Annotated in this window: 14 protein-coding genes; 5 read left to right on the plus strand and 9 right to left on the minus strand. The window is 28.8% G+C overall.

Features of this window, described 5'->3' with window-relative positions:
* Window positions 1-27 precede the first annotated feature (27 nt).
* From luxS to ACH5BH_RS06255, 3 genes are read left to right on the plus strand one after another with little or no spacing between them, the layout of a single operon-like run.
* Window positions 28-543, plus strand: a complete 516-nt coding sequence (gene luxS / locus ACH5BH_RS06245) for an S-ribosylhomocysteine lyase (RefSeq protein ID WP_423297783.1) — start codon at window positions 28-30, stop codon at window positions 541-543.
* A gap of 3 nt (window positions 544-546) precedes the next feature.
* Window positions 547-990: a hypothetical protein gene (locus ACH5BH_RS06250; RefSeq protein WP_423297784.1), complete on the plus strand. Its 444-nt coding sequence runs from the start codon at window positions 547-549 to the stop codon at window positions 988-990.
* A gap of 2 nt (window positions 991-992) precedes the next feature.
* The gene (locus ACH5BH_RS06255; protein WP_423297785.1) at window positions 993-1,730 is read left to right on the plus strand and encodes a tRNA (5-methylaminomethyl-2-thiouridine)(34)-methyltransferase MnmD; all 738 of its coding nucleotides are present in this window, start codon (window positions 993-995) and stop codon (window positions 1,728-1,730) included.
* A gap of 15 nt (window positions 1,731-1,745) precedes the next feature.
* Here ACH5BH_RS06255 and ggt read toward each other — a convergent pair whose 3' ends face one another.
* From ggt to ACH5BH_RS06270, 3 genes are all read right to left on the minus strand, one after another.
* On the minus strand, window positions 1,746-3,266 hold the full coding sequence (gene ggt / locus ACH5BH_RS06260; protein WP_423297786.1) for a gamma-glutamyltransferase: 1,521 nt from the start codon (window positions 3,264-3,266) through the stop codon (window positions 1,746-1,748).
* Complete coding sequence (locus tag ACH5BH_RS06265; protein WP_423297787.1) at window positions 3,263-4,339, minus strand: carboxylate-amine ligase; 1,077 nt, start codon at window positions 4,337-4,339, stop codon at window positions 3,263-3,265. The genes ggt and ACH5BH_RS06265 overlap by 4 nt, the downstream gene beginning before the upstream one ends.
* A gap of 107 nt (window positions 4,340-4,446) precedes the next feature.
* Window positions 4,447-4,941, minus strand: a complete 495-nt coding sequence (locus tag ACH5BH_RS06270; RefSeq protein WP_404304796.1) for a hypothetical protein — start codon at window positions 4,939-4,941, stop codon at window positions 4,447-4,449.
* A 167-nt stretch (window positions 4,942-5,108) separates the two neighbouring features.
* On the opposite strand from ACH5BH_RS06270, the gene ACH5BH_RS06275 reads away from it, so the two are divergent.
* Window positions 5,109-5,975 (plus strand): AraC family transcriptional regulator, encoded by an 867-nt coding sequence (locus tag ACH5BH_RS06275; protein WP_404304797.1) that lies wholly within the window; start codon window positions 5,109-5,111, stop codon window positions 5,973-5,975.
* Between the two features lie 9 nt (window positions 5,976-5,984).
* On the opposite strand, the gene ACH5BH_RS06280 is transcribed toward ACH5BH_RS06275, so the two are convergent.
* The 6 genes from ACH5BH_RS06280 to ACH5BH_RS06305 all read right to left on the minus strand — a co-directional run bounded on the left by ACH5BH_RS06280 (window position 5,985) and on the right by ACH5BH_RS06305 (window position 14,216).
* Entirely contained in the window at window positions 5,985-7,121 is a 1,137-nt protein-coding gene (locus tag ACH5BH_RS06280; RefSeq protein WP_404304799.1) for an iron-containing alcohol dehydrogenase, read from the minus strand.
* Between the two features lie 95 nt (window positions 7,122-7,216).
* Entirely contained in the window at window positions 7,217-8,890 is a 1,674-nt protein-coding gene (locus tag ACH5BH_RS06285) for a sensor histidine kinase (RefSeq protein WP_423297788.1), read from the minus strand.
* On the minus strand, window positions 8,874-10,511 hold the full coding sequence (locus ACH5BH_RS06290; protein ID WP_423297789.1) for an ABC transporter substrate-binding protein: 1,638 nt from the start codon (window positions 10,509-10,511) through the stop codon (window positions 8,874-8,876). Before ACH5BH_RS06290 ends, ACH5BH_RS06285 begins: the two co-directional genes overlap by 17 nt.
* A gap of 19 nt (window positions 10,512-10,530) precedes the next feature.
* Entirely contained in the window at window positions 10,531-11,217 is a 687-nt protein-coding gene (locus ACH5BH_RS06295) for a response regulator transcription factor (RefSeq protein ID WP_404304805.1), read from the minus strand.
* Between the two features lie 33 nt (window positions 11,218-11,250).
* Window positions 11,251-11,805, minus strand: a complete 555-nt coding sequence (locus ACH5BH_RS06300) for a hypothetical protein (RefSeq protein WP_404304807.1) — start codon at window positions 11,803-11,805, stop codon at window positions 11,251-11,253.
* A gap of 2 nt (window positions 11,806-11,807) precedes the next feature.
* Window positions 11,808-14,216, minus strand: coding sequence for a molybdopterin-dependent oxidoreductase (locus ACH5BH_RS06305; protein ID WP_404304809.1), 2,409 nt, complete (start codon window positions 14,214-14,216; stop codon window positions 11,808-11,810).
* 195 nt (window positions 14,217-14,411) lie between these two features.
* On the opposite strand from ACH5BH_RS06305, the gene ACH5BH_RS06310 reads away from it, so the two are divergent.
* Entirely contained in the window at window positions 14,412-15,581 is a 1,170-nt protein-coding gene (locus ACH5BH_RS06310) for an Opr family porin (protein ID WP_404304810.1), read from the plus strand.
* The last annotated feature ends 72 nt before the right edge of the window (window positions 15,582-15,653 follow it).

Below are 15,653 nucleotides of genomic sequence, written 5' to 3' on the forward strand. Positions count from 1 at the left end.
ATTTATAATAAATAAAAAGGAAAAAACATGCCATTATTAGATAGTTTTAGAGTTGACCATACTATTATGCCAGCACCTGCTGTTAGAGTTGCAAAGACAATGAAATCACCATCAGGTGATATTATCACTGTATTTGATTTAAGATTCTGTGTTCCAAATGAAAAGATGTTAGGAGAAAAAGGTATTCACACTTTAGAGCACCTTTTTGCTGGATTTATTAGAGAGCATTTAAACTCTGATACAGTTGAGATTATTGATGTATCACCTATGGGTTGTAGAACTGGTTTTTATATGAGTTTATTAGGTTCTCCATCAGAAGAGCAAGTTGCTAAAGCTTGGAGAGAAGCTATGGAAGATGTATTAAAAGTTGAAACTCAAAATGACATCCCTGAACTAAACGAATACCAATGTGGTACATACAAAATGCACTCACTTGAAGAAGCTAAACAAATCGCACAAGATATTTTAGATAGCGAAATTGGTGTTATGTCAAACAAAGAGTTATTTTTATCAGAAGAGAAACTAAACTCACTAGGAAACTAAGTTTTGAGTAAAAAGCTAGAGCTTTTCAAAGAGTTATTTGCTGATTATCCAAATATCGCTATTTTACATGTGGATAACTCTTTGGATTTAGTAACAAATACCCTAGAGCAAGTAAGAGAAAAAAACGACGGAAACATCAAATATATCAAGTTTGAAGATGAAACCTCAGCAAGACTTAGAGCAACAGCTAGAGAGTATGAGTATGTAATCTTAGGGGATATTTTATCTTACTGTCCAAACAAAGATAAAATCTTAAAGCTTATGTATAAGGCTATTGAAAACTCAGGAAATATCATCATCTTAGAGAAAAAGACAAATGATAATCTTCATGAGCTTTTAGAGCTTATAGAAAATACTGGTTTTCAAGCTGTAAATAACATCGATTTATTTGATGAATACAACACAATCACAGCAAAAAAAATGCACCATTGGGACAACGGACTATAAATTTGCAAGAAATAGTAAGCACAATAGATGGGTCAAACACCCTATTCTCAAAAAAATACAATCAGCACTATCACAATATAGATGATGGTGCTGTAAATGAAGCTTTATCAAAACACGTAATTCCAACTTTGCAGTTTCAAAAAAACAAAAAAGAGTTAAATATCTTAGATATTTGTTTTGGTTTAGGCTACAACACTTTTACTACTTTGTACTATATAAAAAAGAATAAGCTTTCACATAAAGTAAATATTTACTCACCAGAACTTGATGGAGATTTAGTAAAATCTTTGGAAAACTTTGAGTTTCCACAAGAGTTTGAGGAAATAAAACACATCATCAAAGAAGTAAGCCTTAACAACTTTTATGAAGATGAAGATATAAAAATAGAGGTTTTTATAGGTGATGCAAGAGAGTATATCCAAAGTTTTGAAGATGGTTTTTTTGATATAGTTTACCAAGACGCTTTTTCAAGTGAAGTAAATATGGAGCTTTGGACAAAAGAGTATTTTGATGATATTTTTAGAATCTCAAAACAAGACTCTATTTTATCTACTTATGCTATAGCAACTCCAATAAGGCTATCACTTTATGAAGCTGGTTACCTTATCTATCAACATATTCCAGTAAAAAGAAAGATTACTTTAGCTTTTAAACAAAGCCAAGGTGATATTGGAAAATACATAGATATGGAACTAAAAAAGCAAAGAAATAAAGAAGCAAAAGCTATTTACGATAAATAGCTTTTGTTTTTAGTCTTAATCGACTTTTATTACAGCAGCACCACGTCTGCTATCACATCCACCATTTAGGTTTCCATCTACAGCTTGAACTCCACCAAAGAATACATTTAAATCATCGAAGTATTGAAGTTTATAGTGTTTTTCTAACTCATCTCTTATAGCTTGTGAACAATCAGGCTCCATACAAACACTTCCTTTTTCAAAGTGAATTCTAGGACTGTTTATACTCTCATGCAAGCTTTTACCATAATCAAGATTATTTATCATAGTTTGAGTAATGGCTGATCTTATTCTATTACTTCCTGCACTTCCAAGTATAAGTTCTGGCTTTCCATCTTTTAGTACTGCTGTTGGTGCCATCATAGATGGAAGTCGAAGACCTTCTTCCCATGCAAACCAACCATGTGGATTTAAGTCTTCTTCTCCCATCATGTTATTTAGCATGATTCCAGAACTTGGTATTACATGACCTGAGCCCTCGCCATTTGTAGTAGTAACAGATACGGCATTTCCTAGCTCATCTATTACTGATAAGTGCGTTGTATTTCCCCATAGATTAAGTCTACTATGCATAGTTGTACAGTAGTTCTTGATAAGTCTATCGTTTTGTAAAAGATCTTTTAATTTTTCATCATGTAAAAACTCATCTACATGCTCACGTCTAAAATCACTTGTAGTATTAAAAGCTTCAATCATTCCTTTTACATACTCAAAACTTCTAAAATCTTTTAGGTCATACTTCTCTAAGATTTTCATAGTAAAAGCTATAAGTATTCCTCCGCCACTTGGTGGTGGGTTTGTAACTATTTCATAACCTTTATAGTTAAAATCAATAGGTTCTCTTTTGATACATTGATAGTTTTTTAAATCTTCTTTTAAAATAAGCCCGTCATTTTCTTTCATGATTTTCTCTATCTCATCAGCTACAACACCCTCATAGAAAACTTTACTTCCCTCTTTTGCGAAAGCTTCTAAGAAGTCTGCATAAGCTGGATTCTTAAACAAATGTGTTTCATCAATAAGATTTTTATCATCTATTCCGTACACATCCATAGAGGATTTAGTAGATGTGAAAATTGGTTCTAAAAGCTTCACAAAACTTGCTTGCATAGAAGATAGATATACACCTTCTCTTGCGTACTTTACTGCTGGTTTGATTATCTCAGATAAAGGAAGTGTTCCTTTATCTTTATGAACTTGGTATATTCCTTCCACAAGTCCAGGAATAGCTACACTTCCTGCACCTATATGAAACTCTTGAACAGCTGCTCCAAAATCCACATATATTGGGTAAAACTCTGGTTCTTCTACTCTTTTTTTTGGAACTTGTACAAAAAAATCATAAAGTTCAGGCTTTTTGCCTTTTTCAAGTCCAAGAAGAAATCCCCCTCCTCCAAGACTAGTAAATAAAGGTTCTGTTAATGGTGCTGCAAGCATTACAGCAAGTGCAGCATCATAGGCATTTCCCCCTTGTTTTAAAATATCAGCTCCTGCTTGGGCTGAATTTGTATCTCCTGCTGAGACTACACCTTTCATTTAATCACTCCTATTTTTTCAACTTCTTTTAAATCATTTGTATTTTCATAAGCTTCTATCATATCTTGGGCTATTGAATTTTGACTTACTATTTTTTTTGCTTTATCCATAAACTCATCACTTATGATTTGTTTGCTATAAAGTTCTTCTATTAGTTCATTTAGAACTTCTCTTATATTTTTTTTGTGTTTTTTATATATAAAATTTGCATTCATTGAATATCTTGAAGCTTTCCACATATTCTGTTTTAAAACTTGCATTGGTTCATAAGATATATCTTTTTTTTGTGATAGCTTACAAATACCTCTAAATAAACCAATCATTACTTCTAATCTATCAAAATCATGTATTGCATCACAAACTCTAAACTCTATAGTTTTAAAAGTTGGTTGAATTCTTACATCCCACCATACGTCTTTTTCACTTTGTATCACTTCTGAATCATAAAGAATATTATATACACTTTTCATTTGTTCATAAGACTCAAAATATTCTGGGATAGAAGCCTTTGGTAATCTATCAAAAATTTTTGTTCTATAAGAGTGAATACCTGTATCAATTCCATTTGAATAAACAGAAGATGCAGATAAAGCTACAAATAAAGGCATATAAACCAATGAAAAGTTGTAAGCTTTTAATGCCTTATCAAAGTTTTTGAATCCAACATGAACGTGTAGACCACAAATTGAAAAATCATCTAAAAGTATTTGATGTTCTTGGGATAATTCTTGATATCTTTTATTGGAAGACAACTCTAAATGTTCTTGTTTTAATGCACTTGAACCACTAGATTGAAGTATTAAGTCTTTTTTTTGGGCAAGATAATTAAGCTCTGCAATAATTTCTTTAAAATAAGTCATTAAATCTGAAAGCTTATTAAATATAGGTGTATTTATTTCAATCATGCACTGTAAAAATTCTGAAGTTATATTATTTTTAAACTTTTCAGATATATTTTCTTTGAAATAATCATATTCATTTGCACAACTTAAATCATTTTTATTTAAAATTCTAATCTCTAATTCTGCACCTAAAGAAAATATGTAGCCGTTTGTAAATTTATCAAATATCAAGTTGCACCAACTTTTATACTAGTATTGTTTACTTTTAATACTAACATAAAAATTATGCAAAGAAAACAAAAATTAATTAAAATCTTTGTTTTTAGAAAGATTTTTTATTAATCAGTAAGATTATCTAAAATATATTTTTCTAAATCTCTTTTTGAAATTTCTTCTTTTAAAGACCTTTCAAAAATTTCTTCGATTTTTTTTGAGTACTCTTCATAAGGGAAAAAAGGGAAGTGCAACTTCCATGATCTCTTAATTAATAAGATTGTAATTGAATCTCTCATTTTTGCTCTAAAAAAATTAAAACCAATAAAAATTAAAGCTGTAATAACCATAGCTCCAATAATTGATACATGAGAATCAATTTTTGCTAATGATTTATGAGTTAATAAAGAAATAGGGACAATTATAGATAAAACAATAGATAAATAAACCATATATGCTCTTGATAATCTAAGTCTAAATCCTAATTTTGCTGGATCAACATGCATACCTTCATTAAACTGTCTATTTGAAATAAGTAAATCTCTTAAAAGTATTGGTTGTTTTGACGTGATATAAATATAGTCTAAAATCTTTTCTTTAAATGTTCTTTTTTTAGGCATTAATTTTCCCTATAAAATTTTATATATATTCTATCTAATAAAAGATAATAATGCGTTAATTTAATTTTTCATATTATTGTTTTTTGTAGAAATAAACATAAAAACAAGCTATATATTTGATTTTTTGATATTTTTTTATAGTATAATACATAAAAAGTGATTTTAAAATGAATAGTGAAATTATAGAAAAAGCTAATAAACTTATAAAACTTGAATCAACAGTGACTCAAACTTTTTTAGATGATGTAAAACTATTTAAAACTTCTAATTTTACAAAAAGAGGTCCTTTAACTTATGATTTTTGTTTAGTTATAGTTCTTCAAGGAAAAAAAATAGGATACTTACCTAATAAAACTTTTATTTATGATTCTAAAAACTATCTTGTAATACCTACAACTTTACCTTTTGAGTGTGAAACTTATGCAAGTGAAGAAGAACCTTTTACTTGTATTTTAGTTAATATAAATAAAACTATTATGAATGATATAATCACAAATATATCAAATAAAGAAGCCCAGAATTGTAAAGAGATAAAACAAGCTGTATTTAGTGACAAGGTTACAAAACCTATAGAATCAGTTATTCTTAGACTTTTACAAGCCTTACAAAGTAAAGAAGAGTCTAAGATTTTAGGAGAATCTTTACTTAAAGAGCTATTTTATAGAATTGCTACAGGTCAAAATGCTTATTTTTTACATAAGATGTTTTTATCTTCAAAAAATGAAGCAAAAATTGCTAAATCTTTAAAGACTATCCATGATAATTTCAACAAACATTTAGATATCCCAACATTAGCAAAATATGAAGATATGAGTGTTTCTTCTTTTCATAATCATTTTAAACAAATAACTACTTATTCTCCTTTACAATATATAAAAAAAATTAGATTAAATAAAGCAAAAGATTTAATACAAAAAGAAAATTTACAAGTTAATAATACTGCTTATGCCGTAGGATATGAAAGTATTTCTCAATTTTCAAGAGATTTCAAAAGTTATTATGGATATTCTCCTAAAGAGGCTAAAGCTCTTTAGGATAGATATTTATTTCATTGCCATTTTTAGTATTTCTTCACTTTTTTCAAGTGTAATATTTCCATTTTCTCCAATTGCTGTCATACCATGATTTTCAAGTGCTGTAATAATATTTGAAAGTACTTTATCATCTATATTATAATCATTTAAATTTGTTGAAATACCTAAACTTTCATACATATTTTCAATTGTTACTATAGTTTTTTCTACATCATTTTTAATGCCAAATACTTCTTCTCCCATTTGAAGAAGTTTTTCTTTTTTGTCTTCTATCATAACTCTAAATAATTGAGGTTGAACAACCGCTAAACTTCTTGCATGATCTAAGCCATAAAAAGCAGTAAGTTCATGTCCTATCATGTGCGTTGCCCAATCTTGTGGTACACCTGAACCAATAAAACCATTTAAAGCTTGATTTGCTAAAAGCATTAAGTTTTCTTGCCAAATATATTCATGTCTATCTGACCAAGTTGAAGCTAATTTAACTAGTCCTTTTAAGATAGTTTGAGAATATCCATCATGAAGTAAAGAGTTATTTGGATAAGTTACATATTGTTCACAAGTATGTACAAAAGCATCAACTAACCCATTTGCTAGTTGTCTATCATCTAGTGTACTCATAACACTTGGATCTAACACTGCAAATTTAGGATAAGAATATGGTGAATAGAAAAATCTTTTTTCATTTGTAGCTTTTTTAGAAAGAACTGCTGCTGCATTTGATTCACTTCCTGTTGCAGGTAAAGTCAATACAACTCCTAAAGGTAAAGCTTTTGATACTTGAGCACTTCCATCTAAAAAGTCCCAAGCATCACCATCATATAAAGAAGCTGCAATTAAATATTTACAGCCATCAATAACAGAACCACCACCCACAGCTAAAACAAAATCAATATTTTTTTCTTTTACTAATTGTACTGCTTTATTCATTGTTTCATAAGTAGGGTTTGGTTCAACACCACTAAATTCAAACCAAGTATAAGATTCTAAAGCCTTTGATACCTCATCATAAACTCCATTTTTTTTAATAGAACCACCACCATAAACTACTAATATTTTTTGGTCTTTTGAAATATGATCTGTTATTTTTTTAATTTGACCTTTTCCAAATTCAATTGCTGTTGGATTATGATACGTATATTGCATTTTAATTCCTTTTATTTTTTATTACTTGCATTATAAAAGAAATTTATACTAATTTGAATAGTAAATTCTGCAAATTTCATGCTAATTTCTACAAATTAACTTTTAGCAACTTTTATAGTAAATAAAGCTCCTTTTTCACAGTTTCTTATATTTATAAAACCATTCATATTTCGCTCAATAATATTTTTTGCCATATAAAGCCCTATTCCTGTACCTTGTGTTTTATGTCTTGTTGTAAAATATGGGTCAAAAATTTTATCTAATATCTTTTCATCTACTCCACCTGCATTGTCTTTAATTTTCACAATAGCATAGTTTTCACCATTTTTAATCTCTATATTAATATGAGGATTTTCAACTTTTCTCTCTAAAATAATATCTTTTGCATTACTTATTACATTTAAAACTACTTGTGAGTATTCATTTTTATAGCCTAAAACTTTTGAGTCTTCTATCACATTAAAATCTAACTGTATATTGTGATATTTTAAAGATGATTCAACTATAAAATAAGCCTCCTCACACGCTTTTTGTATTGAAAATAACTCTTTTTCACCTTGTGGTTTAAAGAAATTCTGAAAATCATTGATTGTTTGAGACATATATGCTGTTAATTTATTAGCTTCTTTTATCTTTTTATCTAAATACTCTTTTGTGAACTTATCAAAATCATAAGTTACTTTCATATTTAGATGTATTGCAGATACTTCTGCTAAAGGTTGTCTCCATTGATGAGCAATATTTCCTATCATCTCACCCATTGCAGCTAATTTACTTTGTTGAATTAATATTTCTTCTTGTTTAAGTCTTTGATTAATTTCTTTTTGAATTTTTTCTTCTAAATTATCAATCATATCATTAATCATATTTTTCATTTCATTTAAAGCTTTATTGTTTGTATCTTTAGATAATCTTGTACCTAAATTTCCACTTTTTATATCTTCTAATACTTTTGTCGCATTTTTGATTAAAGCTTCATTTTGTTCAATATTATTTCTAATATATGAAACATTTTTGTTAATAATTGTAGCCATTTGTCTAAATTCATCTTTAGTATCAATTTCTATTTTATTAACTTTTGTTGTTTTATCATTTAGATATTTAAAGAAATCATTTAAACCATTTTGCACACTATATATTGACTTCAAAATATTACTTGTTACAAGCCAACCTATAATAATCGCAAAAATCAAAATTAAACTCATACTACCTAAAACTTCTAGCTTTATAGCCTTAGACTGTTTTACAGCCTCACTATATGCAATAGTTGCATTACTCAAAGAGTTTTTTTGTAAACTTAATAATTTATCAACTAAAATATCAAATTGTTCTTTGCTTACAGTAGTTACATTTATATAAGCTCCCTCTTCAAAACCCTCTTCTAAATATTGTTTTGTTATAAAGATATGTTCTTTATAACTTTCCCACATTTCATGCAATTCAAGACTATATTCTTTAACATTTACAAAGTTTCTATCAAGATTCAAAAATATTGTATTTAAATCTCTTTGTATTATTTTTCTAATCTCTTTATTTGGAGCCATTACTAAAGATTGGTTTAACTGACGTAAACTATAAAGAGGTGTAATAATCTTATTTTGAAGTGCTAAAACTGCTTGTGATTTACTATGAACTAATTTTAAAGTATCTTTATTTTCTTCACTAACACTAATTGATTTATAACCTAAAATAGCTATTGAAATACATAAGATTACAAATAGTATTCCCAATTTTGTTTTAATATTTATTGTTTTAATTAGCTTTATCATATTTTATTCTTTTTGGTTTTATAGGTTTTCTTAGTTCTTTACTATACTCTTTCTCATCTCTAATAGACCAATGATTATTACTTAATTCTATTTCCCATAAAGGGATAATACCACCTTCATAAGGTTTATAAATCACTTCTTTATTTACAGCTAATACTTTATTTAAAGAGGGTACTCTAAGAGTATAAGCTTTATTTCTTGCTCTATATAATATATTTTTAACAACTTCTTTATACTCTTTTGTTCCAATTTTAGTTATGAATAACTTTTGAATATACTCTTGCATTTTTTTATCTTCTGGGATAGTAGACCAAACACTCCCATTTTCATATATAAAAAAAACTGTCCAAGGATTTTGATAGTACCAGTCATCATCACCCCAAATAAGTAAATCCCAATTGTTAGTATTTTTATTTTTACTTGTAGATAATAATTGCTTATAAATATCTTTTTCACTAGAAGTTATTGTATAGTTAAACTCTACTCCATACTTTTTAAGTTGAAATTCTATTCCTTTAAATAAAAACATAAATCTATCTTGTGTAAAAATATTTAACTTTAGATTATTTAGCAAAGTTTTCAACTCTTCTTGTGAAAACTTTTTATTTTCTTCTTTAAAATCTTTTGCTACTTCTTTTACAACCTGATAATTTATAGAAGCAGTAAAAGGAGAGATTTTACCTTCATTTTTATATACAAAGTTTAAAAGGTTTTCTTGATTTAAAGCCTGATTTAAAGCTATTCTTACATCTTGATTTAATAACTTTTTATTCCCATTTATAAGATTGAAAAATATAACAAAATTATCTGTTGACTTTGAAACTATAAGTTTCGAATACTCAGATAAAATAACTTCTAATTTTTTGTTAAAAGGTATAGGCATTAAATCAAGTCTGCCCTCATGTTTTGTAATATCATGTATAGCTTGGTTTACATCTAATTGAGTATAAACTGTTATTTTCTTGATTTTTGGATAGTTTTTATTCCAATAATAAGGGTTTGCTTCAAGTTCTAATTTATTTGTTTGAGTATCACCTCTTGCATAACCACTTTTTAAAATATAAGGGCCCATACCAAAGTCACCAGGAACTCTATTTGCTGTACCTGTTTCTTCCCCTACAGGGTTTACTTTTTTAATATACTCTTTTGTATAAAAATATACTCTTGCTAAATCTGTTAAAAACATTTCATATTTTTGTTTTAAAACAATTTTTATTTTACTTTCACTTATTTTAAAAACATTAAAATCAATCTTATCAATATTTGTATATAAAAAAGGATTTTTTCTAAAAAACTCTAAATTATAAATTACATCATCTATTGTAAAACTTTCTCCATTTTGAAACTTTAGATTTTTTCTTAACTCAAAAATATACGTAAAATCATCTATTCGTTTATGAGATTTAGCTAAATCATAAACCCACCCTTTTTCATTATCATAAGATCTAATTAATCCTGAGTTTGTAGCTTTTGCGATATATGAGTATGGAATAGAAGGAAGGAATATATTTATATGTGATTTAGGATGTAATCTTACTGCTTTATTTAAAGAAGAATTATCTTCTCTAAACTCTAACTTATCGACAAGATGAGAAGAAGCAAAAACAATATTTATGCTCATAAAAAAAAATATTAGATATTTAAACAAATCTATATCCTGTTCCTGATAAATTAAAAATAATATCTGTTGGAAGTTTTTTTCTTAAGTTTCTTACTAAAGATCTTAGGGCACTATCAGTCATGATATCATCACCCCAAACTTTTTCTTGTAGTTCCTCATAACTTGTAATTCTATTTTGATTAGATATTAATACTTCAAAAAAAAGCATTTCTTTTTTATTTAATAAGATATTTTCACCTTTATACTTAAGTTCTTTTCTATCATAATCATAAGTATAATCTTCATCTGTTTTTAATGTTATTGTTTTATTTAAGTCTAAAAGTTTAGTACATTGTTCTAATGCTTCGAATAAAGGTTCTAATTCTATTGGTTTAACTAAGTATTTTTCCATGTGAAGCTCAACTGCATCAAGCAAGTACTTTTTGTCAGTGTGAGCTGTAATCATAACTATAGGAATAGATCTATTAGTTTGTCTTACTTTTTTGACAAAATCTATTCCATTTAAATTGGGCATGTGAATATCGCTTAAAATAATATCTGGACTTTTTTGCTCATATAATTCTAAAGCTTCTTTTCCATCTGATGCTTCAATTACTTCTTTTACATAATATTGTAAACTATCAGCGATATTTCTTCTAATACCCTCTTCATCTTCTGCATAAAGAATTTTTAAACCTTGTAATTTCTCTAATAACTCTTTTTGCATGCAAATTCCTTTTTTGTTTATTATAACAAAAAATTAATGTTTTGCTTTTACAAATCCATCAGAAGCATTAGCTTTTAAGTATCTTAAAAGGTATGTTGCTTCTTCTTCATCTAATTTAGCAAAACCTTTCATTGTTCCAAAAATAGCTCCCCATTCCATCATTGAGTGATGAGATACCTCAGGTCCAGCATGACATTGTGTACACATTTCAAAATAGAATTCTTCGTGCTCACCCCATACATCAAGTAAATCATTTGATACTAACTCTTTACTTAAAGTACCAACTAATTGAACTTTATTAGAACCTTTGTTTAATACTTTAAAACCTTTATTTATTTTAGCTACTAAAAGCTCTTTTGAAGATGATGAATAAACTTTATCACCTTTTCTAAATCCTTCAATAGAAACTTTTACTTCTTTTCCCATATCTTTTAAAACTTTTACAGGAACACCTACATAAACATTTGCTGTTTTTCCATTTGCTTTGATTTGTGTATCTTGATAAATAAACATATTTTTTGCACTTACTTGGGAAATTGCCCCAAGTAAGATTAATAATACTGTGATATTTCTAAATAATGCTTTCATAATTATGCTCCTATAATTTTTGGTGGGTTATAAGCAACATTTGGTGTAATTGTTCCAGCTTTTCTAATACTTACAAGTACTGTATTTGCTGTAGTTGCTTGCGCCATTTGTGATGTTGGTCTTGATGATGTTAATACATTTACTTGACCAGAATTACATCTTGTTTTATTTTTTGTTGCATCTTCAGGAGAATACCAAGCACCCTCTTCAATAGCTACAACTCCATCTCTAATAGTATTTGTTACAATAACACCAGCAAGAACACTTCCTCTATCGTTATAAACTTCTACTACTTCACCATCTCTAACACCGAATTTTTTAGCATCATTTGGTGAAATTCTAACTGGTTCTCTACCTTGTACTTTATGTACATTTTGCACCCAAGTATTATCTAACTGTGAGTGAATTCTATATGTTGGGTGAGGAGAAACTAAATGTAGTGGATATTTTTTCACTAATTTTTTATTTCCTAACCATTCTGCTGGTTCAAACCACATTGGGTGACCTTTAAAGTCATCATATCCATAAGAAGCGAATTTCTCAGAATAAATTTGAATTTTTCCAGTTTCAGTTTTAAGTGCATTGTTAACAGGATCTTTTCTAAATGCCTCATGTCTAACAAATTTTCTAGCACTATCAGGAATATCATATTTGATAACTCCATCTTTCCAGAATTGTTCAAAAGTAATTCCCATTTCTCTTTTTGCTGATGATCTTTTAAATAATCTTTTTAGCCATTCCATAGGAGTTCTTCCTCTTGAGAACCTTTTTCCTTTACCAAATTGTTCTGCTAATAAAGTAAAGATTTCATAGTCATCTTTTGATTCATATCTAGCATCTACAATTTTTTTCATTGCATAGATTCTATCTGCTGAGTAAGACATAGCTCCTGCGATATCATCTCTTTCCATTGTTGTTGTTGCAGGTAAAACAATATCAGCCATTTTTGCTGTTGGTGTCCACCATGGTTCAACTACTACAACAGTATCTAATGTTCTCATAGCTTCAATTAATTCATTTACATGAGGTTGGTGACCAATTGGAGAACCACCTGCACTTAACATAAATTCAACTTTAGGATATTTAATAACTTTACCTTTGTAAGTTACTGTTTGTCCTGGTTTAGTGATTAAGTCACTCATTCTTGAAGCAGGAATAGCAATTTTTACTTTATCTCCTCCACCTTGACTCATACCACCAACAGTGTTTTTACCAGAGTTTGCATCTCCACCACCTTCATAGTGCATAGAGAATCCAAATCCACCACCTGGAAGACCAATTTGACCAATCATTGAAGCTAAAGTAATAATAGACCAGTCTACTTGTTCACCATGATGTGCTCTTTGTAATGACCAGTTACCTGCAATAAATGTTCTATTAGAAACCATAATATCAGCAAGTTGTTCAATAGTTTTTGCTGGTACTTCTGTAAGTTTCTCTGCCCATTTAGTAGTTTTATCAATACCATCTGTTTTACCAAGTAAATATGGTAAGAATTTATCAAAACCATGAGTATATTTTTTAATGAATTTACTATCATATTTTTTTGATTTATATAAGTAATTCATCATACCCATCATCATAGCAACATCTGAACCTGGTCTGATTTTAATCCAATCAGCTTTAAACTCTTGTGCTGACATAGTATAAATTGGGTCAATTGAAATAAATTTAATTCCTGCTTTTTTATACTCTTCATAAGCATCATAACATCTATGATTTGGAACTGTATAACCCGCTCTATTTGTTTTATACATATCACAACCCCAAAGAATCATAACTTTAGTGTTTTTAATAATTTGTTCATGTGCTGTTTGGATAGAATAAACTTCCATATCACCAACAATTGATGGGTTTACTTGTCCTGCTGCACCATTTGAATACTCACCAGATGTTCTTACAGCTCCACCAATTTGGTTGAAGAATCTACCTGCTAAAGCATTTGGTTTAAATGCACCTGGATGAGCCCAACCACCATAAGATGCGTTATATAGTGCTTCATTTCCACCTTTAGCTTGAGCTTTTTTAATAGATTTAGCTACTAATTTAATAGCTTCATCCCATGAAACTCTTACAAACTCTTCTTTTCCTCTTAAGTCACCTCTTCCTTTACCTTCAAGGAAACTTTTTCTTACTACTGGATATTTTACTCTTGAATCTGTACTATTTCTATCAGCTAAACTTTTAACCATTACAGTTGGATTAGCATCTGAATCAAGTTGAGATGTTATATCTACAATTTTCCCATCTCTTACATGTGCATGGAATGCACCAAAGTGAGACGCACTTGGAATCTTTTTTGTTCTACTTGCAAACTCTTTTGCGAATGCACCAGTTGCAGTACTACTAGCAGCAATTGCTGCTGAGGCAGCTGCACCAACTTTTAAAAAGCTTCTTCTTGAATTGTTCATCTTCAATCCTTTATTTGATTTATACTGAAATTGTAGCAACAAAAAAGAGCAAAAAAATCGAATTTAATGTAAAAAATTTTCGATTTTTTTGCTCTTTTTTTTTATTAAACTTTCAATCACACAAAAACGAACCAGTATTCAGTTATATATATATATGGTTCTACTTGTATATGAAAGTTTTAAAAAGGATTAACAATGAAAAACTTAAAAATAAGTATGATTGCTGCGTTAGCAGTAGGGGCGTGTTCTGTTTCTTATGCAGATTCTTTACAAGATGCATTAACAAATGGTAAAGTAAGTGGGGAAATTACTACAACTTATGAGCAAAGAGATATGGATAAAACAGAGAGTACGTATTATCAAAATACTGGCTATGCTGTTGGTTCATTTGCTTTAAAATATGAAACAGACACTTGGAATAACTTAAGTTTAACATCTAAGTTTAGAGCATATAAAACACTTTTTGAAGATGATGATAATTCAACTACATCACATGGAACAAACGCAGGTGACGCGTCTGAAAGATTTTATGAAGATGGTAAAAATAGAACTGTAGAAGCAGAAGAATTTTTCTTAACATATACTCCTACAAATAATATAACTGTAAAAGCTGGTAGACAATTTATTTCTTCTAACTGGGTTAATAAAACTCAAGATGCAGTAAAAATTGATGCGGCATTTGGAGATACTTCACTTGAAGCTATCTGGTCATTAAGACATGGTAGAGTTTATTCAAGAGATTATAGACCAATGAGTAAATTTAATGATGATAAAGGTGTTTACCAATTTACTTTATCTCATAAAATCAATGATATGATTTCTGTAAGTGCTTATGATGCAATGTATCCAGATGTAAGGGATATTATTGGTGGAAAAGTTAATTTAAAACTTGATAATGTTTCATTAAATGCACACTATGCTACAAGTAAAGAAGATAAAAACACTGTAAAAGACTCAAACTTTTTACATATAACAGCTAGTACATCAATTGCAGGATTTAAACCTTATGCTGGTTATGCAAAAGTTGATGACGATGCAGCATTCCCAGGTTATGCAGGTGAAAACTCTGGTGAAACTAATGTACCATTTGAAGAAGGTGATTACTTCTATAGTAAAGGTGCTGAAACACTATATGTAGGTGTTAGTAAATCGTTTGGTGATTTAAGTGCAACTTTACTTTATGGAATGACTGAATATATTAGTGGTACAAAAAAATTAGATATGGATGAAACTACATTATGGTTAGGATATCCATTAACAAAAGATTTAAAAGCTAATTTAGGTTATACAATAGTAAATGAAACTAGTACAGCACCTCATGGTGACTATAATCAGTTAAATGCTACTTTAACTTATAGTTTCTAGTATATATTCCTCCTTGGAGGAATATATCAGTTAGGTTATAGAACTGCCCCTGTGTCACTTCTCCTTACCCTT

Source organism: Arcobacter rhizosphaerae (genome assembly GCF_049472155.1).
GTDB lineage: Bacteria > Campylobacterota > Campylobacteria > Campylobacterales > Arcobacteraceae > Arcobacter_B.

Coding starts and splice junctions, on each gene's coding strand:
- luxS (WP_423297783.1), top strand. CDS start 28: ATGCCATTATTAGATAGTTTTAGAGTTGACCATACTATTATGCCAGCA.
- ACH5BH_RS06305 (WP_404304809.1), bottom strand. CDS start 14,216: ATGAACAATTCAAGAAGAAGCTTTTTAAAAGTTGGTGCAGCTGCCTCA.
- ACH5BH_RS06285 (WP_423297788.1), bottom strand. CDS start 8,890: ATGATAAAGCTAATTAAAACAATAAATATTAAAACAAAATTGGGAATA.
- ACH5BH_RS06280 (WP_404304799.1), bottom strand. CDS start 7,121: ATGCAATATACGTATCATAATCCAACAGCAATTGAATTTGGAAAAGGT.
- ACH5BH_RS06270 (WP_404304796.1), bottom strand. CDS start 4,941: ATGCCTAAAAAAAGAACATTTAAAGAAAAGATTTTAGACTATATTTAT.
- ACH5BH_RS06310 (WP_404304810.1), top strand. CDS start 14,412: ATGAAAAACTTAAAAATAAGTATGATTGCTGCGTTAGCAGTAGGGGCG.
- ACH5BH_RS06295 (WP_404304805.1), bottom strand. CDS start 11,217: ATGCAAAAAGAGTTATTAGAGAAATTACAAGGTTTAAAAATTCTTTAT.
- ACH5BH_RS06300 (WP_404304807.1), bottom strand. CDS start 11,805: ATGAAAGCATTATTTAGAAATATCACAGTATTATTAATCTTACTTGGG.
- ggt (WP_423297786.1), bottom strand. CDS start 3,266: ATGAAAGGTGTAGTCTCAGCAGGAGATACAAATTCAGCCCAAGCAGGA.
- ACH5BH_RS06275 (WP_404304797.1), top strand. CDS start 5,109: ATGAATAGTGAAATTATAGAAAAAGCTAATAAACTTATAAAACTTGAA.
- ACH5BH_RS06290 (WP_423297789.1), bottom strand. CDS start 10,511: ATGAGCATAAATATTGTTTTTGCTTCTTCTCATCTTGTCGATAAGTTA.